General features: G+C 46.5%; 22 protein-coding genes, 3 tRNA genes and 2 pseudogenes. 18 read left to right on the top strand and 9 right to left on the bottom strand.

The features are described from left to right. Positions 1-232: pseudogene (locus XMD564_RS11330) on the bottom strand (hypothetical protein); the annotation flags it as partial. A 154-nt stretch (positions 233-386) separates the two neighbouring features. Here XMD564_RS11330 and nadS point away from each other — a divergent pair. The 7 genes from nadS (at position 387) to XMD564_RS09270 (ending at position 7,792) form a co-directional block, all read left to right on the top strand. Continuing rightward, positions 387-671, top strand: coding sequence for a NadS family protein (nadS, locus tag XMD564_RS09300; protein ID WP_173508223.1), 285 nt, complete (start codon positions 387-389; stop codon positions 669-671). A 304-nt stretch (positions 672-975) separates the two neighbouring features. Next, positions 976-1,230 carry a transposase gene (locus tag XMD564_RS11520; protein ID WP_173482840.1) on the top strand — a complete coding sequence of 85 codons (255 nt, stop codon included), beginning with the start codon at positions 976-978 and terminating at the stop codon, positions 1,228-1,230. Between the two features lie 31 nt (positions 1,231-1,261). After that, complete coding sequence (locus XMD564_RS09290) at positions 1,262-2,341, top strand: efflux RND transporter periplasmic adaptor subunit (RefSeq protein ID WP_173482839.1); 1,080 nt, start codon at positions 1,262-1,264, stop codon at positions 2,339-2,341. 4 nt (positions 2,342-2,345) lie between these two features. Then, entirely contained in the window at positions 2,346-5,384 is a 3,039-nt protein-coding gene (locus tag XMD564_RS09285) for an efflux RND transporter permease subunit (RefSeq protein ID WP_173508222.1), read from the top strand. A gap of 95 nt (positions 5,385-5,479) precedes the next feature. After that, positions 5,480-6,448, top strand: a complete 969-nt coding sequence (locus tag XMD564_RS09280; RefSeq protein ID WP_173494980.1) for an IS5 family transposase — start codon at positions 5,480-5,482, stop codon at positions 6,446-6,448. A 242-nt stretch (positions 6,449-6,690) separates the two neighbouring features. Further along, on the top strand, positions 6,691-7,290 hold the full coding sequence (locus XMD564_RS09275; protein ID WP_173482836.1) for a hypothetical protein: 600 nt from the start codon (positions 6,691-6,693) through the stop codon (positions 7,288-7,290). 187 nt (positions 7,291-7,477) lie between these two features. Then, positions 7,478-7,792: a hypothetical protein gene (locus XMD564_RS09270; RefSeq protein ID WP_173508221.1), complete on the top strand. Its 315-nt coding sequence runs from the start codon at positions 7,478-7,480 to the stop codon at positions 7,790-7,792. A gap of 494 nt (positions 7,793-8,286) precedes the next feature. On the opposite strand, the gene XMD564_RS09265 is transcribed toward XMD564_RS09270, so the two are convergent. Then, complete coding sequence (locus XMD564_RS09265) at positions 8,287-8,643, bottom strand: phasin family protein (RefSeq protein WP_173482481.1); 357 nt, start codon at positions 8,641-8,643, stop codon at positions 8,287-8,289. A gap of 167 nt (positions 8,644-8,810) precedes the next feature. Between XMD564_RS09265 and XMD564_RS09260 the strand changes: the two are divergent. Beyond that, positions 8,811-9,542, top strand: a pseudogene (locus tag XMD564_RS09260) (RluA family pseudouridine synthase); the annotation flags it as partial. Between the two features lie 51 nt (positions 9,543-9,593). Next, positions 9,594-10,382 carry a 5'-methylthioadenosine/S-adenosylhomocysteine nucleosidase gene (gene mtnN / locus XMD564_RS09255; protein ID WP_173508219.1) on the top strand — a complete coding sequence of 263 codons (789 nt, stop codon included), beginning with the start codon at positions 9,594-9,596 and terminating at the stop codon, positions 10,380-10,382. Between the two features lie 19 nt (positions 10,383-10,401). On the opposite strand, the gene XMD564_RS09250 is transcribed toward mtnN, so the two are convergent. Next, positions 10,402-10,857: a TlpA disulfide reductase family protein gene (locus tag XMD564_RS09250; RefSeq protein WP_173482484.1), complete on the bottom strand. Its 456-nt coding sequence runs from the start codon at positions 10,855-10,857 to the stop codon at positions 10,402-10,404. Positions 10,858-10,933: 76 nt separating this feature from the next. On the opposite strand from XMD564_RS09250, the gene XMD564_RS09245 reads away from it, so the two are divergent. Together XMD564_RS09245 and XMD564_RS09240 are read left to right on the top strand one after the other, a co-directional pair. Beyond that, positions 10,934-11,809 carry an NAD(P)-dependent oxidoreductase gene (locus XMD564_RS09245; RefSeq protein WP_173480922.1) on the top strand — a complete coding sequence of 292 codons (876 nt, stop codon included), beginning with the start codon at positions 10,934-10,936 and terminating at the stop codon, positions 11,807-11,809. Positions 11,810-11,890: 81 nt separating this feature from the next. Beyond that, the gene (locus XMD564_RS09240) at positions 11,891-12,031 is read left to right on the top strand and encodes a hypothetical protein (RefSeq protein WP_173480923.1); all 141 of its coding nucleotides are present in this window, start codon (positions 11,891-11,893) and stop codon (positions 12,029-12,031) included. 39 nt (positions 12,032-12,070) lie between these two features. On the opposite strand, the gene XMD564_RS09235 is transcribed toward XMD564_RS09240, so the two are convergent. After that, positions 12,071-12,937 (bottom strand): DUF1853 family protein, encoded by an 867-nt coding sequence (locus tag XMD564_RS09235; RefSeq protein ID WP_173508218.1) that lies wholly within the window; start codon positions 12,935-12,937, stop codon positions 12,071-12,073. A gap of 98 nt (positions 12,938-13,035) precedes the next feature. Between XMD564_RS09235 and XMD564_RS09230 the strand changes: the two genes are divergently transcribed. From XMD564_RS09230 to XMD564_RS09200, 7 genes are all read left to right on the top strand, one after another. Then, positions 13,036-13,356, top strand: coding sequence for an excinuclease ABC subunit C (locus XMD564_RS09230; RefSeq protein ID WP_254445616.1), 321 nt, complete (start codon positions 13,036-13,038; stop codon positions 13,354-13,356). Positions 13,357-13,360: 4 nt separating this feature from the next. After that, positions 13,361-15,184, top strand: a complete 1,824-nt coding sequence (uvrC, locus tag XMD564_RS09225) for an excinuclease ABC subunit UvrC (RefSeq protein ID WP_173508217.1) — start codon at positions 13,361-13,363, stop codon at positions 15,182-15,184. Positions 15,185-15,198: 14 nt separating this feature from the next. Then, the gene (gene pgsA, locus XMD564_RS09220; RefSeq protein WP_173480926.1) at positions 15,199-15,765 is read left to right on the top strand and encodes a CDP-diacylglycerol--glycerol-3-phosphate 3-phosphatidyltransferase; all 567 of its coding nucleotides are present in this window, start codon (positions 15,199-15,201) and stop codon (positions 15,763-15,765) included. Between the two features lie 109 nt (positions 15,766-15,874). Beyond that, positions 15,875-15,950 (top strand) — tRNA-Gly (locus XMD564_RS09215). Between the two features lie 4 nt (positions 15,951-15,954). After that, a tRNA-Cys gene (locus tag XMD564_RS09210) sits at positions 15,955-16,029 on the top strand. A gap of 57 nt (positions 16,030-16,086) precedes the next feature. After that, positions 16,087-16,173, top strand: a tRNA-Leu gene (locus XMD564_RS09205). 82 nt (positions 16,174-16,255) lie between these two features. Continuing rightward, positions 16,256-16,627, top strand: coding sequence for a response regulator (locus XMD564_RS09200; RefSeq protein ID WP_173480927.1), 372 nt, complete (start codon positions 16,256-16,258; stop codon positions 16,625-16,627). Between the two features lie 22 nt (positions 16,628-16,649). Here XMD564_RS09200 and XMD564_RS09195 read toward each other — a convergent pair whose 3' ends face one another. From XMD564_RS09195 to XMD564_RS09175, 5 genes are all read right to left on the bottom strand, one after another. After that, positions 16,650-18,371: a GGDEF domain-containing phosphodiesterase gene (locus tag XMD564_RS09195; protein WP_173508216.1), complete on the bottom strand. Its 1,722-nt coding sequence runs from the start codon at positions 18,369-18,371 to the stop codon at positions 16,650-16,652. A 66-nt stretch (positions 18,372-18,437) separates the two neighbouring features. Continuing rightward, positions 18,438-20,210 (bottom strand): EAL domain-containing protein, encoded by a 1,773-nt coding sequence (locus XMD564_RS09190; RefSeq protein ID WP_173508215.1) that lies wholly within the window; start codon positions 20,208-20,210, stop codon positions 18,438-18,440. A 76-nt stretch (positions 20,211-20,286) separates the two neighbouring features. Then, positions 20,287-21,303, bottom strand: a complete 1,017-nt coding sequence (locus XMD564_RS09185; protein WP_173508214.1) for an ATP-binding protein — start codon at positions 21,301-21,303, stop codon at positions 20,287-20,289. A gap of 187 nt (positions 21,304-21,490) precedes the next feature. Then, positions 21,491-22,564 carry a lipid A deacylase LpxR family protein gene (locus tag XMD564_RS09180; RefSeq protein ID WP_173482237.1) on the bottom strand — a complete coding sequence of 358 codons (1,074 nt, stop codon included), beginning with the start codon at positions 22,562-22,564 and terminating at the stop codon, positions 21,491-21,493. Then, positions 22,561-23,055: a universal stress protein gene (locus XMD564_RS09175; RefSeq protein ID WP_173482238.1), complete on the bottom strand. Its 495-nt coding sequence runs from the start codon at positions 23,053-23,055 to the stop codon at positions 22,561-22,563. The genes XMD564_RS09180 and XMD564_RS09175 overlap by 4 nt, the downstream gene beginning before the upstream one ends. Positions 23,056-23,284: the final 229 nt, after the last annotated feature.

Here is a 23,284-nt window from a genome sequence, read left to right as displayed (position 1 = left end):
CCGTATGCCCCATAGCTGTGAACTTCCGAGCAAAATGATTTGCTCCACCACAAGCTTCCATAACTACTGTGCAAGGCTGTAAGTTCGATACGTATTGAATAAGCTTCGATCGATTTACCGGCTTTGAATGTATCTTCACCCCTGATCGATCAGCCGCATGTATATGAAAACTCGTTTTCGCCAAATCAATTGCTAGGGTATGCACTTCTGCGTTTGATATAGTCTGCGTCATGGTCCGTCTCCTTTGGATAAAAGTGTGGTAACTAATATCCTGGCACATTGTGATGCCGTTTAAGAAGCGGGACGGACCATCCCATTAGTCTCAGTGCATCTGAGAAAGCTAGCTTGAAGGAACTGACCAAAAAGCTCAAAGGTGAGGAGCGGATATGAATGTGTTTGATGACTTAAAAGCTTCTCTGGAAGAAGCAATTGAGATTAAAGAAGGCCGAAAGAGCGCCTCACGGACTACGCAATACGAGGTTGCTGATGTGAAAGCCATTCGTGCGAACCTGAATGTATCGCAGCAAGAGTTTGCGGATGCATTAGGTACCAGCCTCGATACCGTTAAAAGTTGGGAGGGGCGTCGCCGAAATCCGACGGGTTTAGCCGCTAAGGTACTAGCGACCATTCAGGATGACCCATCTGTTTACCAGCAGCTATCGATGCACTGATGTTATAAGGCTCTGTCTGCTTTAGCTTGGGCGTTTTTTTCTCATTTACACCGCATGTCGATCCGCGAGCATTAAGTCTATCCACAATTGGAGCTGCGATACAAAGCGGACGGAAGAAATTGAATCGACTGCGGCGAGTGTTGGCCCATAGCGGTCCTTAAGAAATATCTAATATTCCTAGAAGCAGACGTTTAAATCCAGAAAAATATTGAATTTTCTGAGGATTATTCTTTAACCAATCCAACAGAGAGATCTAATTTCAGTCCAGTTAAGTATATAATTAAACCTTAGCTGGAGAAAGTAAATGACCGGAAGAAAGCGGTATACGAAAGAATTTAAACTGGATGCTGTGAGCTTGGTGCTAGAACAAGGTCACACACGAACAGAAGTGGCCAGAATGTTGGATGTGAGTCAGCAAATCATTGGTCGCTGGGTCAAAGAGTTTCAACAAGATGATGATGGTCAAGCTATAAATGTGCTTTGCGAACGATTGGTTAAATTCAGATGCCACAGAATGTTATGGGATGAAAATAAGACCCATTTACACAACTTGATATGAGACATAACGCGATACAAGCAATGGAACAAAAATGAGTTTTCAATATTTACCAAAATGCAAGGGAGTCGTTGCGTTAGCGCTTTCGGCGTCATTACTGGTGCTGTCTGCCTGCAGTGATGCACCTAAGGCAGAGGTTGAGCAAGCCCAGGTGCAAGCAGTCAAACTGGTTGAAACGATCAGTAATCCAAATCAAACCGAACGCGCCTTCCCCGCCGAAGTGTCAGCGGTTAAAACATTAGAAGTGAGCTTTGAAGTTTCGGGAAGATTAATTAAAGAGAACCTGCTGACGGGCACTATTGTCAAGCAAGGTGAAATTTTAGCTCAAATCGATCCAACGCCGTTTGAACAGCGATTACGTGAAACCACAGCGCGATTGGATCAAGCGAAAAGAGATTTAGCTCGAACTACGTCTACGTTTGAGAAAGGGTTGTCGTCTCAAGCTCAATTAGACGATGCTAAAACTGCTTGGGAGCTAGCGGTTATCGCTCGTGATAAGGCACAACAAGATCTGAGTTATACAACTTTAACGGCACCTTTTGATGCACAGGTATCTGAGCGCATTGTTGAAAATAATAGCTATGTCCGCGCGGGTGAAACCGTCGCTAAAGTACAAGATGTATCGCGCTTTTATTTCAATATTAATGTACCGGAACGTTTACTCAGCAGCTATCAAAAAGGCTCTCCCGTTGAGGCGAGTGCGAGCATTGTTTCTGCTCCGCACAAGCAATATGTGCTGCAATATGTTGAACACGCTACGCAACCTGATCCAATAACGCAAACATATAAGGTGGTGTTTGCAGCCGATGGACGCGATAGCAGCTTAACACCCGGAGCAAGAGCAGTTGTTAAAGTGACATTAGGCAATAAAACAGTTGATACCGGCGTATTAGTTCCATTTACGGCGCTTCAGGGCAACGATACCGAAGGATTTCATGTGTGGCGTTATAACGATGCAGATTCCACAGTTAACCGCGTGAACATCAATGTGCTGCAGATTGAGGGAAGTTACGCATTAGTGAATGGTGAAATAGCGCTAGGTGAGCGTGTAGTTGCTGCAGGTGGCGCCAAAATGCGCGATGGTCTGATTGTAAAACCCTACATGGCGGAGTAATCGCATGGATATCGCGCGCTACTCTATTAAAAATCCGGTTAATGTCTGGCTAATGATTTTGGTTTTGTTAGTGGGAGGGATATTTGCACTCGGCTCAATTGGGCGCTTGGAAGACCCCGCATTTACCATCAAACAAGTCCAAGTGGTAACGCAATTTCCGGGAGCCAGTGCGGAAAAGGTTGAGCATGAAATCACCGAGCCACTCGAAATCGCGATTCAGCAAATGTCGCAATTGCATCAATTGGAGGCAATTTCTAAACCAGGGGTATCGGAAATCACTGTAGAGGTGAAGTCTACTTTCGATTCGGATGTGCTTCCGCAGATCTGGGATGAATTGAGGAAACGCCTACGTGATGTCGAGAAGAACCTACCGGTCGGTGCGCAAACCCCCAATGTGTATGATGATTTTGGCGATGTTTATGGCATGTATTACGCGCTAAGTGCGCCAGAGTTCTCGCCAAATGAATTGCGTGAGTTTGCTCGCATAATCAGGCGAGAACTGTTAGTGACTGAAGGGGTTGCGAAGGTTCAGGTAAGTGGCGTGCGTCAAGAACAGCTAGTTGCCTATATTAACCCGTTTGAGTTGGCCGGTTTTGGCATTTCTTTTCCTGACTTGACCAATCTATTGGCTGACAACCTAAAACCGTTTAATGGCGGACGTATTCAGGTTGAAGGGCAAAAAGTGCGCTTGTTGGTCGAAAATCCGGTCGATCGATTAGATGAGATATATAACTTGTCTTTGGTAGTCCCTGGTACCAGCCGTTCTATTAAAATTCGAGATGTCGCTGAATTGCGTTTTGAGCCTCTCGACATTCAACCGGTGCTGATCCGATACCAAGGACATGAAGCGATTACGTTGGCCGTGTCAGCTTTGAATGATGTCAATATTGTAGAAGTTGGTGAGCGTGTAAACGCCAAAGTTGAGCAATTACTCAGTGAACTGCCGGCCGGTATCACATTGGCCCCCATATATGATCAAGCTGCACTGGTAGACGAATCGGTACAAGGTTTTATTAACAACCTCATTTTGTCAGTTACTGTGGTAACACTCACCTTAATGGCATTTATGGGTTGGCGTAGCGGCATGGTAGTGGGTTCTGTATTACTTATTACAGTTATGGGCACCGTGTTGCTGATGTGGTTAATGGGTTTGCAGCTTGAGCGGATTTCATTAGGCGCAATGGTTATCGCCATGGGCATGTTAGTCGACAATGCGATTGTAGTGGCAGAAGGTATGATGCTACGTATGCGTCAGGGTAAGTCTGCGATTGAAGCTGCTAGCTTTATCGTCAAGCGTACTCAGTGGCCATTGCTTGGCGCTACGGTTATCGGCATTGCGGCGTTCTCCGGCATCGGATTGTCAGATGATGCAACAGGTGAGTTTTTGTATTCATTGTTTGCCGTTGTTATGGTTTCTTTGCTACTAAGCTGGGTGCTTGCGGCGACCGTTGTGCCGTTATTTGGTAAGTACTTCTACAAAGTAGGCACTGAAGAAGAGTCTGATACCAGTAATGGCATCGTATATACAGGGTATTTAAAGGTGCTCACGGCAGCGCTGAAATTACGTTGGATCACCGTTGCAGTACTGCTGGCGATTACTTTGGTGGCTTATGCCGGCTTTGGTATGGTTAAGCAAGGCTTCTTCCCAGCATCCAATGCACCACTGTTTTTTGTACATTACTGGGGCCCACAATCTCAGGACATAAGACAAACTGCAGATATTGTGGCAAAAGCTGAATCTCTAATTCTTAACAGTGAACATGTTGTGTCGGTAACTAGTTTCATTGGTCGTGGTGCTGATCGTTTTACACTTACTTATGGTCCGCAGCAGCCCAATGAAAGCTACGGTTTCTTCCTCGTCAGGATGGAGTCACGTGATCAGATTGACGCTTTAATAGAGGACTTATCTGCTCGTTTGCCTAATGTTGATTTGGATGCGCATTTTTATACCGAGCGGATGCAATTTGGACCGGGTGGCGGCGCTAAGATAGCCGCTCGTTTTTCAGGCCCTAACACTGAGGTGCTAAGAGAGTTGGCTGCTAAGGCCGAAGCCGTCATGTTGCAAGATGGGCAGATCCGCGATATTCGTCATAACTGGCGAGAAAAAGGAATGGCGCTGAATGCGCATTTCGATGCGTTTAATGCTGGGATTGCAGGTGTTTCGCGCACAGATTTTACTCAAGCCATTCAATATGCATCTATTGGTGTTGAGCTGGGGCGTTTACAAGACGGTGACTACAGCTACTCTATTCGTGCAAAAATGGCAGGACTCAATGTGCCAGAGGTCGATGCAATAGAGAATAGCCAGGTATGGAGTTCAGGCCAGCGAGAATATATACCCTTCTATCAAGTGTCAGAGGGGCTAGAACTGGTTAACGAAGAAACGCAAATTCACCGTCGTAATCGATTAAGAACGATAACAGTGTTGGCAGAGCCGGGTTTTAATGAAACCGCAGGAAAGGCATTTACACGTATTCAACCGCGCATTGAGGCGATTCCATTACCAGATGGGTATTCACTGGAGTGGGGCGGCGAATACGAGTCCTCTCGAGATGCTCAACAAGCGTTGGGTACTGGTCTTCCGGTTGGCTTTTTGGTCATGCTACTGATTTCAGTGTTGTTGTTTGGTCGAGTACGACAGCCATTGATTATTTGGTTAATCGTGCCGATGGCAGCTGTTGGTGTTGTTAGCGGGCTGCTTGCTACTGATATGCCGTTTGGCTTTATGTCCTTGCTAGGTTTCTTGAGCTTATTTGGCATGTTGATCAAAAACGCCATCGTGCTGTTAGAAGAGATAGATCTGCAAATCGCTGAAGGACGCGCGCCGAATACTGCCATTCTAACGGCAAGTGCATCAAGGTTACGACCTGTAGCGTTAGCAGCAATAACCACTATTTTGGGTGTGGCGCCATTGCTGTCTGATGCGTTTTTTGCGGATATGTCGGTAACGATAATGGGGGGACTAGCGTTCGCTACAGTACTGACATTGATAGCAGTACCTGTGTTTTACAGTATTTTCTATCGGGTGAGTTACCGAAAATAATGGTTGGTGTTTACGTTGGGTATACAGCTATGGATGTTGCGAATAAGTCCTACTGCCTGAGAGAATCCACGTCTTTCTCCTGATCGGATCATCCAATGGATCACCAACTCACCTTTGCTGATAGCGAGTTCAATCAAAAACGCCGCAAGACTCGGAAAGAGGTCTTTTTAGGGCGAATGGATAAGTTGATTCCATGGGCTCGTTTGGAATCGATCATAGAGCCGCACTATCCTAAAGCTGGCAATAGTCGCAGACCCTATCCGCTATCGACGATGCTGCGGATCCATTGCATGCAACATTGGTACAACCTAAGCGATCCTGCCATGGAGGATGTCCTCTATGAGATAGCCTCTATGCGCCAGTTTTCAGGACTATCGCTAGATAAGACGATTCCTGACCATACTACGATTATGAACTTTCGACATTTGCTGGAGCGCAAGGGTCTGGCACGAAAGCTATTCGCCGAAGTTAACCAGTGGTTAGTTGAAGCAGGAGTTCTCCTGAAAGAAGGCACCTTGGTTGACGCCACAATTATCGAGGCTCCAACATCAACTAAGAATAAATCAAGAGATCGTGATCCAGAGATGCACCAAACGAAGAAGGGTAATCAATGGCACTTTGGACTCAAAGCGCATATTGGAGTGGACGCTCGTACTGGATTAACTCACAGCCTCACAACAACATCGGCAAACGAGCACGATTTGAATCATGCCGATACCCTTCTTCATGGCGAGGAATCGTTTGTCTTTGCAGACTCTGGCTATCGCGGTGCTCATAAGCGCGAAAGTCTGAAATCTGGGAAGGCTGACTGGCATGTCGCTGAACAGCCTGGGAAGATCCGTGCCTGGAAAAAACACCCAAGGATAAACAAAGAAAAGATCCGCACTGAATATCTGAAAGCCAGCATACGGGCTAAAGTTGAACATCCGTTTCGGATCATCAAATGCCAGTTTGGTTTTGTAAAAGCTCGCTACCGAGGCCTACACAAGAATGATGGTAAGTTGGCGATGCTGTTTACTCTGGCGAACATTGTGCGTGTAGATCAGATGTTACGGGCTCGATAGCAGGGCAAATCCGTCTGGAATCTGCCAATCAGCTTCCAGACAGTGAAATTTAGGGGAGTTCTGGCTCAAATCCAGCGAAAATGGTGGCTAAAAGATCTGATTACCGAAAACTGGATACTTGATCGTAGGTTCCCTAGCCTCACTCAACTGAAGGGGCATTCTGTTGTGGTCTTTGCGCCGAAATGCTGAGTTGTGTTAGATAAAAAGAACTAATCAGGTTTTTATGACAGGAGACGTTGTTGGTGGCAAAAGATTCAAGGTTAGACGAACTGCTTGAACGACTTCGCAAAGCTGAAAACGATGTTTCGGAAGAGGTCGACCGGCTTCTCGAAGAGCACAAACAACGATTTCACTACACCTTTGAGCGAGGTAAGGTTAAGTTTGAAGAGGCCTTTGCAGACCTTCAGCGTCGTTACCGAGTTGGATCATGGCAATATCTTCGCGAAGCAAAATTAAGTTACATACTCTCAGCACCAATCATTTATGGCATGGTCGTCCCGATCGCATTGCTCGATCTTTCGTTAACCATCTACCAACAGATCTGCTTTCGACTATACGGAATACCACGCGTGAAGCGTGCGAAGTACTTTGTGTTCGACCGTCACCTATTGCAATACCTGAATACGATCGAGAAGTTAAACTGCGTTTATTGTGGCTACGGAAATGGGGTAATGGCTTATGGTCGCGAGATCACCGCTAGAACTGAGCAGTTTTGGTGTCCGATAAAGCACGCTAGACGTCCAAGAGGCTGGCATCAGCGTTCTGACAATTTTTTCGAGTATGGCGATGCAGATGCATGGAAGGAGAAATTGAAGCGAATTCGTCAGGAGTGGCGCGACTAGTCTTGGTTGTCCTGATGGGTTAGGAGTCATAAAAAGTACACGATTTAATGGTACGTTTGCGACTACTATGATTCTATTGCTTAACCTTGCTCGGCTTTCCGCATGACCACCGTCTTGATACTTGATAAAAACGATACGAGTTGTGCCATGATTGAGCACTTACTGAATATGTCGGGCTTTAAAGCGCATGCCTGCCTGCGAGCGAGCATCACAGGCGTTTGCTCTGTTGATGAGGTACTTAAATACCGAAGTTTTAGTAGTCGATTACTGGTTAATAGACGAAACGGCCATAGAGTTCTGTTCAAGACTCATTCGCTTTGATCTGAAAATACCGCTCGTAGTGATTTTGAGTGATGATGACAACGAAGCCATCAAACGAGAGTGCGAGAGTGTTGGTGCAGTGTTCTTGTCAAAATCTAAGCTTTACAGCCTTCCCGTAATTCTCAGTTCTAGAATACCCGCAGGTGTCGCCAAACCGTTGAGTCTGTCGTTCAATGGTTGACCGGGTTTGAGGCAGCCTCCCGTTTGAGGGCAGAATTCTTCGGGTTTTCCTGAGATGAGAGTAGGAATAGGATCTCTCTGCAAATGTCGGCTTCAGGGAAATCTATCAGATCGTGTAAGTGCTGCAATGTGCGCCTTGCAGCTCTCAAAAAATTGGAAGCGAATGTCCGGAAGTGCGCAGTCGTTCATAAAGTTATTGGGATCACTTGTTCACGTGGCTCAGGAAGGAAAAGTACAACATCAAGTTCCCAACAGCTAAATACTAATCCCGATACTTGCAGTCACGTACTCCTCTGTGTTCGTTAGTTTGGCTAACGTCCGCTTCTGAGGATATTCTTCAGCAGCCTTTGGGTCGCTGTTACGCTTTGCAGCTATTCATCGTTTTGAGGCTAGGGTCTGGTATGTGCCGTTAAGAGACAAAAAAGAGAGCCGTAGCTCTCTTTTTTAAAATCACAGCATTCTGCTATGCAAAGTGCAGTGATGTTTAGTTGCTCATTATGCTTTAGCAGACATGAACTTTTTTAGTTCTTCGAACATTGGAGCTGAAGCGTAATCTTCTACACTCTGTTCCATCAGTTCAGTCAATTCAGCTTTAGCGGCTGCAAGTGCTGCGATCTCTTTCTCAGCAACTTCAGTCATTTTAGCTTCAGCTTCTTTCAAGTATTTAACTTGAAGTTCTAGAGCCGCTTTTGGATCTTTAACTTCAGTTAGAGATTTCATCTGTGAAAGAGATGCGTTAACAACCTCTGTTACATAAGATGATTGAAGACCAATTAGGGCTTCAGCAGTCTTCTTGTTGATCTCAGCCATCGCCATCATTGGCTTCATGCTATCTTTTAGTTCGTTCATCATGAGTCATACTCCTAATTTAATTTATTGTGCACTGCACCATAGGGTCAATATATTGTGGTTTTTGCTAACTGTCAAACCTTTTTGTGCACCGCAACAAAAATATATTTAGAAACTCCCACTGTGGTTTTTTTCACGAATAGGTATCATGGCGGCAACACAAGGAAACCGACATGCAACTCTCTATACTCTTCGAAGATGACTATCTTATAGCAGTAGATAAACCCTCGGGTTTATTGGTTCATCCGAGTTGGATTACAAAGCCTGATGAACCCACCTTAATGGGCCTGCTGAAAGAGCACTTTAATGCTGAAAAGCTGCATACTATCCACCGACTTGATAGGGCAACTAGTGGGGTTATGTTGGTTGGTAAAGAGCTTGAGTCATCGAAAACAATGCAAGAGCAGTTTCAGGCCAGAGGTGTAAAAAAAGAGTACGAGTGTCTTGTAAGAGGGTGGTTTAGTGAACCCCAGGGCAGAATTGATCATGCATTGGTGCCCAAATACGATAAATATGCAGATCCCCTAGCAAGCCAGGATAAAGAGGCCAAAGAGGCGGTAACCGACTTTGAAGTCATCGCGCAAACTGAGCTGGATATTCCGGTTGGGCGCTACTCAACATCCCGCTACAGCCTTGTAGCCTGTTTCCCGCACACAGGGCGTAAGCACCAAATTCGCCGTCACATGAAGCACCATCTTCACCCCATTATTGGCGATACCAAATACGGAGAGGGGCGTCATAATCGTATGTTTCGAGACCATTTCAACCTTCATCGACTGGTATTAATGGCGAGATCAATTCAGTTTTCCCATCCAGTGACTGATGAACTGATGACAATTCATGCCGATATACCCGTTGATATTGCTAAGTTATACGAAGCGATAGGGCTGAATAAGTCCTAATAAATCGTGTTAGAATTCACACCTTATTAGACCAAACCTTAAGAGTTTCAGATGAGCCGTCCTGACGATATCAATGCCAAGATCCAAACTGACAATGCCACCTCATCCAGTTTAGAGAGCACACTTAAAAATAGCCCCGTCATCGCACTGATTGGTGCCATGGATCAGGAGATTGAGCGCCTAAAAAACAGTATTCAATTTTTACAAGTAAGTGAAATCGCAGGCTTTACTTTTTTTTCAGGGCAGATCGACGGTGTCGACGTGGTGCTGCTTAAATCGGGCATCGGTAAGGTCAATGCTGCAGTGGGTACCACCTTGCTGTTAGATCACTTTAAACCAAGCTGTGTGATTAACACAGGTTCTGCTGGTGGCTTTGATCCAACGTTGAAAGTAGGGGATGTGGTGATCTCTGATGAGGTTCGTCACCACGATGTTGACCTAACCGTATTTGGCTACGAGATCGGTCAAATGGCTAGAATGCCAGCCGCTTACTTAGCGGATGAACTGCTACTTAAGGTGGCTGAAGAGTCTATAGCTCAGTTTGAAAACACCGCATGTCAGCGTGGTTTAATCGCGACCGGTGATGCCTTTATGAGCGATCCAGAGCATGTTGAGAAGGTTAGAGCCAACTTTCCTACGATGAAAGCTGCAGAGATGGAAGCGGCTGCCATTGCACAGACCTGTTACCGCTTTGAGGTTCCGTTTCTAGTTATTCGGGCGTTGTCGGATATCGCAGGCCAAGAATCTAATGTCAGCTTTGATCAGTTCATCGAAACGGCATCAGAAAATTCGGCTCAGATGGTTTTAGCAATTGTTGCCAGACTTGCAAAACTAAGCTGATCCGAAGAGTAGCTGGTTGCTATTCAGCAGCCAGCTCTTTCAGATAGTTGACGACCGATTCACTGTCCCATTCGCGCTCACCGATCACCTTATCAATCACTTCGCCCTCTTTATCGAGCACCAATGTCATGGGTAATCCCTCAAGACGCAGAGTCATAAAGGCCGCTCCCGGCTCATCCAGCCAGATTTCGGGTTCTGCGCCATCAAAGTTCTCCAATACGAAGGCCTCCACCTGATCACTCATATCACCTACATTGATAGCTACCACTCGCGCGTGACCTTCAACAGCCTCCTCTAAACGCCCTAATGCAGGCATCTCACGAATGCAGGGCGGGCACCAGGTTGCCCAGAAGTTAATCAAGCGTACTTCACCTTGGTACGCATCAAGCGTGATAGGGTCACCCTCTAGGGTTTTGAAATCCAGCGGTGGAAGTTGCGCGGCCTGTGAAGTGATCGAACAAATCGATAAAAACATTCCTAGCGTATAGGACTTAATAGTGTGTAAGCTCATAGTTATTAATACGAATCATATAGAGAATAAGGATCATATCATGGCAAACGTTGCTTTTATTGGCTTAGGTACAATGGGTTACCCAATGGCAGGGCATCTTACTAAGGCGGGACATGAAGTCACTGTATACAACCGAACCTTTGCTAAAGCAGAAGCCTGGGTCAGCGAATACGCAGGTAAAGCAGCTAAAACCCCACAAGCAGCCGCTGAAGGCTGTGACATTGTATTTGTGTGTGTCGGTAATGATGATGACCTATACCAGGTTACAACGGGCGACGAGGGTGCCATTAAAGGCATGAAGACTGGTGCAATTCTTGTTGATCACACCACGGCATCCGCTGAAGCGGCTAGAACACTCAATACGGTCTGCCGTGAACAGGGATTGGGATTCATTGATGCTCCTGTGTCTGGCGGACAGGCGGGCGCTGAAAATGGCGTGCTTAGTGTGATGTGTGGTGGTGATTCAGAGGTCTACAAACAGGTTGAACCAGTTATTGATGCTTATGCTAAATCACAAAGCTTGTTGGGTGATGCTGGAGCAGGGCAGTTGGCTAAGATGATGAACCAGATCTGTATTGCAGGTTTGGTGCAGGGGTTAGCTGAAGCGATCCACTTCGGCCAGAAGAGTGGCCTTGATGTTGCCGCCGTTATTGATGTTATACAGCACGGGGCAGCCGGTTCTTGGCAGATGGTTAATCGTCACCAAACAATGATCGATGAAAAGTATGACTACGGTTTCGCTGTTGATTGGATGCGTAAAGACTTAGGTATTGTCCTTAATGAAGCGCGCAGCAATGGCGCACGCCTTCCTGTGACAGCGATTGTGGATCAATTCTATTCGGAAGTTCAGGCGCTGGGAGGCAATCGTTGGGATACCAGCAGTCTGCTGAAGCGACTGCAGTCGATGGATAAATAGTTGTATATATCTTGCAGGAATTGATTTAGATCAATAAAATGCGTACCGTCTTAAATAAACAAATTAATGAGGTTTAGTCAGATGGGCTCAATCGATAAATACAACATGATTTCTCTAGCTCCAAGCCTAGTGATCATCGGTGCAATGCTTGTTATGACAGTAGTCGGCATTAAACTTCTGAAAGGCGCTATTGCTAAAGATGCGGCGAAAGCTGGCGAATAAGCGACCTTGATAAAAGAACCGCCTCAATGGGCGGTTTTTTTATGTCTGATCGATCATCAACTCTGCTTTATCTACCCAGGCCTCTGGCACAACAAACAGCCTTTCCACTAACTGTCTTGAACGGCCTTCGCCCAACACCACGAACAGTTGTTGTGGTCGGTCGATCACACACTCTGCTCTCTTTAACAGGTTGCTTTTACTCACTTCGATGTCATGGATATGTGAAGGGGAGATCAACCACTCAGATCTCGATGGTATTAAAAAACGAACTGAGTCTGGGTATTCATCTAAAAAGCCTTCCAATTCGTTGACGCAAAGCCAGCGGCCACGAGGATGCTGTGGGTGAATGTTATTCGGTATCTTCGATTGGTTATCGCTGACATGGTAGAAGAGCCAGCCAAATATTTGTGCATAGCTCTCCACCGCCGAATCGACTCCTAAAGATTGCAGAGTGCGTTTTGCTGGCTCAGACTCAAGAAGCTTTAACTGCTTGTTTTCTATATGTTTGATTTTTCTATCCAGAGAGTCCGTCAGACTAGGACCTAAATAGTCACTCATCTGGCCGCTACTCCCAACACGAAGATAAAATTTTATGGCGACCTCTATATGCTGCCAAGCGCCATCTTTGCAGACTAGAAAATCTGCTTCGCCTAAGGTTTTCTTATTCTCAATTATTTGAATATGACTTTTTAAATCAGTAATTTGAGGAAATGTTTTAAGATGAAGCTCGAATAGATCCTCAAAGTGAACACCTAGCCTGTGATGATGTTTAAGCTTCGAAATCAAGGAAGCGTTAATAGCGAGAGGGTCACGTCTAAACTTGTTTTCATCCACCAGGGTTTGGGCTTGGCTTAACCAGGCAAGTTCACTCACTGTCTGCTCTGTTGTGTAGACGATCTTTTTCATAAAACACGCTGGCTGAATTTTAAATTCAAATTAACATTCTAGCGGCCAATACGGTACTCTATAGTCTCAATTTTAGTGAGCGAGTTAAGGAGCAGGGAATGGCTTTAATGACGAAACGTCAAGCTCTAGAAGCTGAAGCGGAAGCACGAATGGAGAAAACCACTCGTAGTCCACGTCTCTCTGATACGGATATTAATTACATCCTCATCAACGGTGCACAAATTGCACTGAGCAAAATGAAACGTGCCGATGCCTATGATGATCGTCTCTACTATCATGCGCAAATCAGTGCTTACCTTGAGGTGTCACTTTCACGTGGCGCAGGGATCACAGATGACACACGTGATGATCTAAACAACCTCTATAAAGAGGCTACTTACATCTACATGGAATCTAAGCGACACAGCACTAAGGATTAATTGATTGACGCCCTTTGATCCTAAAGCCTTCTTAGCAACACTCCCTAACAAACCTGGCTGTTATCAGATGTACGACAGTTCTGGTGAGCTGTTGTATGTCGGTAAAGCAAAGAACTTAAAGAACCGTGTCTCAAGCTATTTCAGAGAGACTGGACTCTCTATTAAGACCCAAGCATTAGTCAGCAAAATTCAATCCATTGAGATTACGTCAACCGGTTCTGAGACAGAAGCACTGCTGCTAGAGCAGAATTTAATTAAGCAGTATCGACCGCCTTACAACATATTGTTGCGTGATGATAAGTCTTACCCCTACATATTGATCACCGATAAAGACGAATTTCCAGCCGTTAGGTATCAACGCGGAAAACGTTCTCCCAACGGTTCACTATTTGGCCCTTTTCCTAGCGGTGGGGCGGTAAAAGAGAGTCTGAACCTTCTACAAAAGCTGTTTAAAGTACGTCAGTGTGACGACAGTTTTTTCCGTAACCGCTCTAGACCCTGCCTGCAGTACCAAATAGAGCGCTGCAGCGCTCCTTGTGTGGGTTTAGTTGACGATGCGGATTATCAGCGTGACGTGCGTCATACCAAGCTTTTTTTGCAGGGTAAAAATCCAAAAGTGATGAGTGAGCTCGCATCCGAAATGGAGGCTGCCTCTCGTCAATTAGCGTTCGAAAAAGCCGCTCAGCTTCGGGATCAATTGGCTCGCTTGCAGCACGTACAAGAGCAGCAGACCGTTATCGGTCAAAAAGGTGAGGCGGATGTCTTTGGCGTAGCCGTTCAACCTGGCGGCGTTTGCGTACACGTTCTTTTTGTCCGTCAGGGGCGAGTTATTGGCTCCAAAGTGTATTATCCCCGAATTGCTATCGAAGACATTGCAGAGGATGTCTTAAGCGCTTTTATTGCTCAGTTTTACTTGGCTGGCGGGCGCGAGATACCAGAGTCTATTATTACGGCGATTGAACTGCCCGAGTCTAACCTTCTCAGTGAAGCTCTTAGTCAAATGCGCGAACGTAAAGTCTCTATTACTAGTAAAGTGCGTTCTGATCGCAACAGTTGGCTTAAGTTAGCTCAGCAAAATGCCGAACAGAATTTACAGTCACAGCTGGCCAATAAACAAAATATCTATAACCGATTCCTAGATCTTCAGTCAGCGCTAGGCATGGAGGAGATCCCCTCAAGACTTGAGTGTTTCGACATCAGCCACTCCAGTGGAGAGGCTACTGTGGCCTCTTGTGTAGTGTTTGATCGCAATGGCCCGCTGAAACGTGACTATCGTAAATATAATATCGAAGGTATTACTGGGGGTGATGACTACGCCGCCATGAACCAAGCCTTGCACCGTCGTTTTGAAAAGGCGACCAGTGCGGATGCAATACTCCCTGATATCCTGGTTATTGACGGGGGTAAAGGACAGGTAGCTCAGGCTGTTGAGGTGCTTAATGAGCTCAATATTCAAGGGATCAAGGTAATTGGTATCGCGAAAGGCCCAACACGTAAAGCGGGCTTTGAAATTCTGATTGATGCCGAAACAGGCAGCGAGAATATATTGCAGTCTGACTCTCTTGCGCTTCATTTGTTGCAACACATCCGTGACGAATCCCACCGATTTGCCATCACGGGTCACCGTGCGCGTCGTGCTAAAGCGAGAAAGCAGTCACTACTCGAAGGCATTGATGGCGTCGGCCCTAAACGCCGTAGAGAGCTACTGAAACATTTCGGAAGTGCGAAAGCGGTTGAGTCAGCAAGTGTTGAAGAAATCGCAAAAGTCTCTAGTATTAGTAATAGTCTTGCAGAGACGATCTATCTCGCTCTGCACCCCGATAGCTAAAGGTGCTTCTCTGCATGAATCTACCCAACGTATTAACTCTGTTACGTATTGTTTTAATTCCATTTTTCATCATTGCATACTACTGGCCTACACCTTTTGCCGGTTGGATATCAGCCGGAATTTTTGCCTTAGCGGCCGTTACAGATTGGTTGGACGGTTATCTCGCTCGCAAATGGCAGCAAGAGAGCAGCTTTGGGGCATTCCTTGACCCTGTGGCCGATAAGTTAATGGTTGCTGCGGCTTTGATTTTACTGGTCGATACCTATGGACGTCTCTTTTCAGATTGGCCGGCTATTTTATCGATTCCAGCCATCATCATTGTCGGTCGTGAAATCGTGATCTCTGCGTTACGTGAATGGATGGCTGAAATAGGGGAGCGCGCTCAGGTTGCCGTCTCTATGATTGGTAAAGCCAAAACAGCCCTTCAAATGCTAGCCATCTTTATCATGATTGGTGCTGCACCCGGAACGACTCTGGCCTGGATCGGGGTCGGTATTCTCTATGCTGCAGCGCTGCTGACTCTATGGTCTATGTTTGTCTACCTGCGAGCTGCTTGGCCACACCTTAAACCTAATCAGTGATAGGCCTTAAAGTCGAGTAAGTGGTTATTTTTTAAGCAGATCTAATTTCAATCTAGCGATTGACAGGGTGGGTGAAGCGTCTATAATACGCGCCACTTGTTCAGCAAGTGCGGGAATAGCTCAGTTGGTAGAGCGCAACCTTGCCAAGGTTGAGGTCGCGAGTTCGAGCCTCGTTTCCCGCTCCAATATGGCGAGTTGGCAGAGCGGTGATGCAAATGATTGCAAATCATTACTAGGCCGGTTCGACTCCGGTGCTCGCCTCCATATTCTCTTCCTAAAGATCTCTCTTTAGGGATGTATCAAACGATACACATCATCAATGCCCTGGTGGTGGAATTGGTAGACACAGCAGACTTAAAATCTGCCGGCCGTTAGGCTGTACCGGTTCAAGTCCGGTCCGGGGCACCATTTTTATCTACTTTTTCTTGTCTACTTTCAACTTCTTGCTAAACTGAATTTACTTTTAACATTCTTATTAAGCAGTTGAGATATGTCCAAAAAAACCATCCTTTGCATTGACGATGACTCGTTTACTCTTGCCCAGATCCGTGATGCTTTGGAGTCTGATTATAAATTGGTCTGTGCAGTTGATCCTGAAGTGGGACTTTCATTAGCGGTCAAACGCCAACCCGATCTGATTCTACTTGATGTCAATATGCCGGGAATGAATGGATTAGAGTTGGCTGATCTGCTCGACAAAATCACCATGACCAGCAATATACCTGTGATTTTCCTGAGTGCATTTGCCACCCCTGAGATACAGGAGCGTGCAGAACAGTTAGAAGCAAAGGCGTTTTTAACTAAGCCATGTAACGGTCGTTACATTAAAGAGATGGTCGCTAAGTTTTTAGAGACTGAGTAGATACTTTGTTAGATCGCACTCTCTAAGCTGAGTAGCGATCTAACATCTCCTGCGAACTTAACGGTTTGCTGAAATAGTAGCCTTGAATGTAATCGCAACCCAGCTCTTTCAGAGCAAGCAGTTGCTCCTCTTGTTCCACACCCTCAGCGATCACTTTGATGCCTAGCGATTTTGACATCTGAATAATCGCTTTACAGACGGATAGGTTTCGACTGTTTTCGGGTAGTCCGTCGATGAATACTTTATCGATTTTCAAATAATCAATTTTAAAGTCCAGTAGATAAGATAAGGCAGAGTAACCGGTTCCGAAGTCATCCAACGCCAGCTCAATCTGATTTTGTGAACAGTATCCCATTAAATCATTGAGCTTTTCAGACGGAAGAAAGAGCGAGCCTTCAGTCAATTCAAGCCGTAACTTGAGCAGTTTTCCATGGTTTAAGTTAGAGAGGAGATTGATGATATCTGAACTACTATTTTCACCAGTATTAATGCTTCGTGCAGAGACGTTCACAGAGAAAACGGGCAAAGGGTCTATAACGGCTTGCCACTGCTGAGCGGCCTCAATCGTCTTATGAAAAACTCGCTCATCCAGTTGCGCAATAATACCTATCTCTTCTGCAATTTGAATAAACTCATCTGGTGAAATTTGGCCATAGTAGGGGTGATGCCACCGCGCTAAGGCTTCAACACTGTATAACTGCTCAGTATCACAACTAATAATTGGCTGAAACATCACCTCAATTTGATCATCTGCAACCGCCTGTTTTAGATCTGCGATGAGTGTTTGACGCCTAATCGAAGCGGTCGTCATTTCAGGTGAATAGAAGATAAATTGATTGTCTCCGAGCTGTTTTGCTCGATAGAGCGCCTGCTCAGTAAACTTCAGCAGGTCGGTTGCATCAAGTGCATCTGATGGAAATTCAGCCGCACCAATACAGCAGGAGATATCGTATTGCTGATTTTGATAGAAAAATGGTGCTTGAATGTCGGATCGAATTTTAATCGCTAAATCGACTATGTTGGTTTTATTCTTTTGATTATCGATGAGCAACAGGAACTCATCACTACCGACTCGCGCCACTATGTCTTGGTCAGACACATTAGTATGAATGCATTCAGCAACATGAATCAGTATCGCATCGCCGCAACCATGACCGTAACTGTCATTAAACGATTTAAACCGATCTATATCCAGTGCAAGTAGTGTGTAGCGGTGCCCAGTATTAGCCTCGTGAATAGATGAATTCAAACAACCCACAAAGTAATTACGATTAGGTAGTCCAGTCAGGGCATCACAGTTTGTGTGTTGCCAGATGAGCTTTTCACGACGCTTATCTTTGGTGATGTCTCGACCAAAACCAATCAACCCGACAATTTTTCCATCACTGTTCCTAAGGGGTAACTTTGAACAAAGATTAAATGTCTCACCGCCCTTAGGCCAGGTTTCAGTATAGAGTTTGGCAAGCAGTGGCTCACCAGTCTGCATAAGGTCCAACTCTTCCTGTCTCATCGCTTCTGCATGTTCAGCAGTGTAAAAGTCAAAATCACTCTTGCCCAGTATTTGGTCAACCTCCTTAAGCCCATAATGTAGGGCTAGGTTCCTATTTGCGTAGATCAAGGTTGACGATAGATCTTTAATAAATATCTGGTCAAAACAGTTGTCTAGTATCACGTTCAACAGTGGCTGGTCCCTGAGCCACTCAGTCGTCAGGGAATCCACAATTTGTGTTGTGTAGCGCGACATATAATCAGCCTTGATGGTTAACTACCTTAAGCATAGTCGATTATTAGAAAGTTGCTTACCTCTTTGCTAAGAGAAAGAGTATTGTCTATTCGCGCTGGTCACTAATGGCTGCGGTGGGAACTCATTTGGTAGTAGGGGTGCATCAAATAGATAACCTTGCCCCTCGTCACACCCCATATTTACGAGCATTCTGTACTGCTCTTTAGTCTCTATACCCTCAGCGACTACCACCAGATCAAAGGTATGCGCTAAAGCAATGATTGCTTGAACTAAGCGTCGCGATTTTTCAGAAAAAGTCATCTGATCGATAAAGCATCGATCAATTTTTAACGTATCCAAAGGTAAATTTTGAAGATAAGAGAAAGAAGAGAAACCTGTCCCAAAATCATCCATCGCAATGGATATGCCTAATTGACGAATCTCATTAAGAACTGAGATTGCATAGTCGACATTAGAGATGAACATAGACTCTGTAATCTCAATTTGAATTTGAGAGGGTGAGACGCCATGTTTGACCAATGTTGATTGCACAAATGATATAAAGTTTGGGTTGAATAGCTGAATAGGCGATGCGTTTATCGCCAATGTAAAGTCCATGCCGACTCGTCCCGATTTAAGCCAGCTGTTAAGTTGTTTGACTGACTCATCAAACGCCCATTCACCAATTTCATTGATCATGCCAATTCGCTCCGCAATGGGAATGAACAGCTCTGGTGAAATTTTGCCAAGGTTGCTATTTTCCCATCTTAATAACGCCTCAGCGCCGATGACAGATCCTTTGCTGATCGAAACCTTAGGTTGGTAAGTTAGATAGAGCTCTTTATTGATGATGGCACGTCTCAATTCAGATTCAATCTTTGCTTCGTGATTGTTCGAGTCATCCATCTGTTGGTCGTAGGCATCATAATCTAGGCCGCTATTAAGACAGGGAACAGCCAGTACCGCTCTCCGGATTAATTCACCGGGTTGTTTAATCAGTCCTTTAGATACAGCGAATCCAATTCGGACAGAAAGTTTATAGTGCAGTGTGCCGATTTCATGAATACCGGTTAACAATCGATGCATGCGTCTTGCGAATTGCTCTTCGAAAGCAGGGTCAATTTCAGTATCTTTAATCGCGATAAATTGATTGGCATTCCAAGCACCGATCATTGCGACCTGATTAGCAGCTGACTCCGATATAAGCTTGGCGAGCGTTTGCATGGCTCGATCGTATATCTCATAGCCGTACGTTTTTGCTAAAGCATCCGCTCCATCTATTTCAATAAAGTAGGCCGTTAAGTCCTTCTCTAGCGCAAACTCTTCAAAGATATGTTTCTGAATTGCTCTTCGGTTAGGCAATCCAGTGGTTTCATCGGTGTAACCCAGGGCTTTCAGAGAGGCAATATCATCATCCGCTATGTAAGCATTGATATAAGTTGAGTCAGAGGCTGTTCTAACCGAACCCAATGTCGTTTTTAGAATATTGCTGATGCGTTCAATAATCAGCTGATGATCAAAGGGTTTATTTAAAAACTCGACCGCCCCTAATGCCAGCGCTTTTGTGCGGGTCTCCATATCAGTTTGCGCGGTTAGCACTATGATGGGAGGCCGTTTGTTGGGCATTGCTTCGTCCAATTGTTGCATGACTTCAAAGCCATTCATGCCAGGCATTCGAATATCTAGAAGTATCAGGTCTGGCAGGCTCTGTTTTGTCTCTTGAAGAACCTGTAAGGGGTCTGTTAAAGACCTTAGGTGGGTAAAACCCTGATCCTCTAATAGATCTTCTAAAAGAAGTACGTTCGCTTCGTTGTCATCAACTATGAGGATATTGGCGTCAAGAATGTTTTCGCGGCTCATTTAATTTACCTCCTCAAAGTAGTCATCAATTAGGTCGTAAAATTTAGATATATCGATCGGCTTGGTTAGGTAGTGATCAAATCCCTCGTTTAACATCGTTTGGCATAGCATTGGCCGATAGCGCGATGCAGGGAGTGCCCTCCAAACTTGGCTCCTGTTTGAGGCGTTTTAATAACTGAAATCCATCCATTCCCGGCATATTGATATCAAGAATAATAAGATCAGGCCGATGGGTTTTAGCCATCTCTAAACCCAGGAAGGGCTCATGAGCAACGACAAGATTTATGCTTTCAAAATCTTCAAAAATATCCTGCATGAGTCGCTGATTGGCTGGATTATCTTCAACGTAAAGAACAACCTTTTCTGATTGGCTCGCTAGATCAGTATTGAGTTGATCATTTTGTACCTTGCCGGATGTGAATGAGTCACTCTTAACCTGGCAGTTAGCCAGTGGTAGCGTTACAGTGAAGGTACTTCCGGTGTGATCGCTTTTCACATCGATCGTACCATTCATATATTCGACAACCTTTCTTGTTAGCGCTAGCCCGACACCGGTTCCCTCTATGCCAGAGTTTTCTGCATTGCTTCGATTCAATGGCTCAAATATATGATCAATCTGATCATCGCTGATACCGATCCCGGTATCCTGAACATGCACGAGTACTGATTGGTCAACCACCTCCCAAGACAACTCAACTGAACCTTGTTGGCGGTTGTATTTAATGGCGTTGGAGAGCAGGTTGATCAGTACCTGTTTGAGTCTGGTGTAGTCTGCCATCGCCTCAATATGCTGTGCGTTAGCTTTAACCAGAATAGAGATACCACTCTTGTCCGCTAGTGGCTGCAGCACCTCTAGGGTTTCATTGGCAACGCTATCGACCAGCGTAGGTTCTAGTGAAATTGAGAGCTTACCCGCTTCAATTTTGGCAAGATCTAAAATGTCATTGATCAGTGTCAGAAGATGCTTACCACTCGAGTTGATTTGGTGCACCTGTTTTGACTGCTTCTCATTGAGAGGGGTCTTTCTATTAGCTTGGAGCAGTTCTGAGAAGCCAATGATTGAGTTCAGTGGTGTTCTTAACTCATGGCTCATAGAGCTTCATCTGAGACCGAATATACGACAGCAGCCTTTTTATCTGGCATGGTTTGCAAGACGGGAGAAGACCATATACGAACTCGGGTGTTTATTCAGCGTCAGTACTCCACACGAGCAATCAGTCCCGTGCCGACGAATAACAACAGGACGGCCCATGTGGAGTCGAGGAAGGAATCGACCGGCATCAGAATTTCCTTCCTACAGTGATCGTTCCGTAGACCGGGATTTCGTTTTGTCCCCGGAATTCGCGTGTGCGGTGGTAGCGGGCTATCGCGATGCGCCAATTGCCCTGGGTAATCGCGACGCCGTAGCCGACATCCGCCACGAGTGACCGTTTATCCACGCTATGGCTGGACTTGAAGGTATTGCCGTCCAACGTGATGTCGTGCAGAACCCAGCGAGCGTCTAGCGCCACGAAGAGGTGGGCGTTCCAGTTGCCGCCAGCGGTCGTGCGCACGGGCGCGGTGTTTTCTCCGGCAGGCCGCAGCGGTGCCGTGCCTAAATCATCCGGCAGGCGCAGGCCATAGCGCAGTTCTCCACCTACATTCGCGTAGGTGGCGAAATTGCCGAAGCTGCCGCCCCAGTGGCGGGTCAGATCCCAGCCCCAACCGCTGACGTTTTCTTGCCTGAAGACTCGCGTTCGGCGTTCGTGCAGCAACTGCAGCACAGGTTCGTCGCGCAGTTGGTGTCTCCAGCCATTGAATTTGTCCACTCCGATGGTGTCATGCCACCAGTTCTGGGTTTGCCTGGCCTGGGAGGAGGGGCCCACAACACCGACGCGGATTTGTGAGGTGCGCAGCGTATCGCCGCGCCGCGCGTTGTAGCCGAGGCTCAACATCATTGCGCCGGCGAAAGGGCGGTCGTCTTTGATCAGATCGCTGCGCGTTTTGTCGCTCGGGGTGTACATCATCTGCCCGAAGCCGATGGTCATGTTCTGTTCGTCAAAACCCTCGGGTTGCAGCACCGTGAGAAAACGATTCAGCCCACGGACGAGACGGGGTAGGCAAGGGTCATCGCGATAGTCCACAAGGTTGGGGGAGACCCAGCTGACGAGAAACCCGTTGGAGTACCCTTGGTCTTGTCCAATGCCGCCGAACATGTCGTTGTCGATCCGCAGATTGAGCGTTCCCGTTGAGCGCAGCGGGTTGTCCTGGTGGCAGGATTGGGCCTGTGCGGAGGCGCTCAGCAATAGCAGCAGCAAGGGGGCTGCGACTTTCAGCCTCCATTCAGTTTGGTCGGTGGACTGAACCTTCGTCACGCTGGCGTGCCACCCTGCCCAGGGGTTGCAGTCGCAATGACCGATTGGGGCTGGCGCACCAGCATCACCGGAACTGGTGCGATGCGAGCGAGCTGCTCGGCATCGCTTCCCATCAGCAGCCTGTCCACGCCCCGGCGTCCGTGAGTACCCAACACCACCAACTCGCATTGAGTGGTCAGTGCCTGCTGAGCGATGAGCACCGAGACGCGCTCGCCCTTGCTTTCCAGAAGGACGGTCTCAACCGCCAGGCCTTCCTGCCTCAGCCGCAGCGCCGCCTCGTCCAGCAGCTTCTGCCCGGCCGCCAGGAAGCCCGGCCTCACTTCTTCAATATAGATCCTCGGCCTCTCGAAGCCGTTGCTGTGCTTCATCTCCTCGATGACGTGCAGCAAGACGATGGTTGCGCCATTCAGGCGTGCCAGCACCGCAGCGTGGTGGAGCGCCAAATTGGCGGTAGGACTTCCGTCGAGCGGAACCAGCAGTCTTGAGTACATGAATATCTCCAGTTATCAGAGTAGGACGGGGTGCCGAACAGATATTGCGCATACCGTGTCGCAATAGCGGACGCGGTATGCGCTTATTCAGCTGCGTACATATTTCCCCGGGGCGTCGCAAATAGTGGGATATCCACGGGATTCGGCCCCCATGAGCGGAGGCGCAACACCTTCACCAGAGCGCTCTCGAAGCCATGCTGACCATGCCGGCCACCACGACTCTAGATGC

This window comes from Marinobacterium sp. xm-d-564 (assembly GCF_013283345.1).
Classification (GTDB): domain Bacteria; phylum Pseudomonadota; class Gammaproteobacteria; order Pseudomonadales; family Balneatricaceae; genus Marinobacterium_E.
The sequence above is the reverse complement of the archived record's forward strand: the minus strand, read 5'-3'. Positions and strand labels throughout refer to the sequence as shown.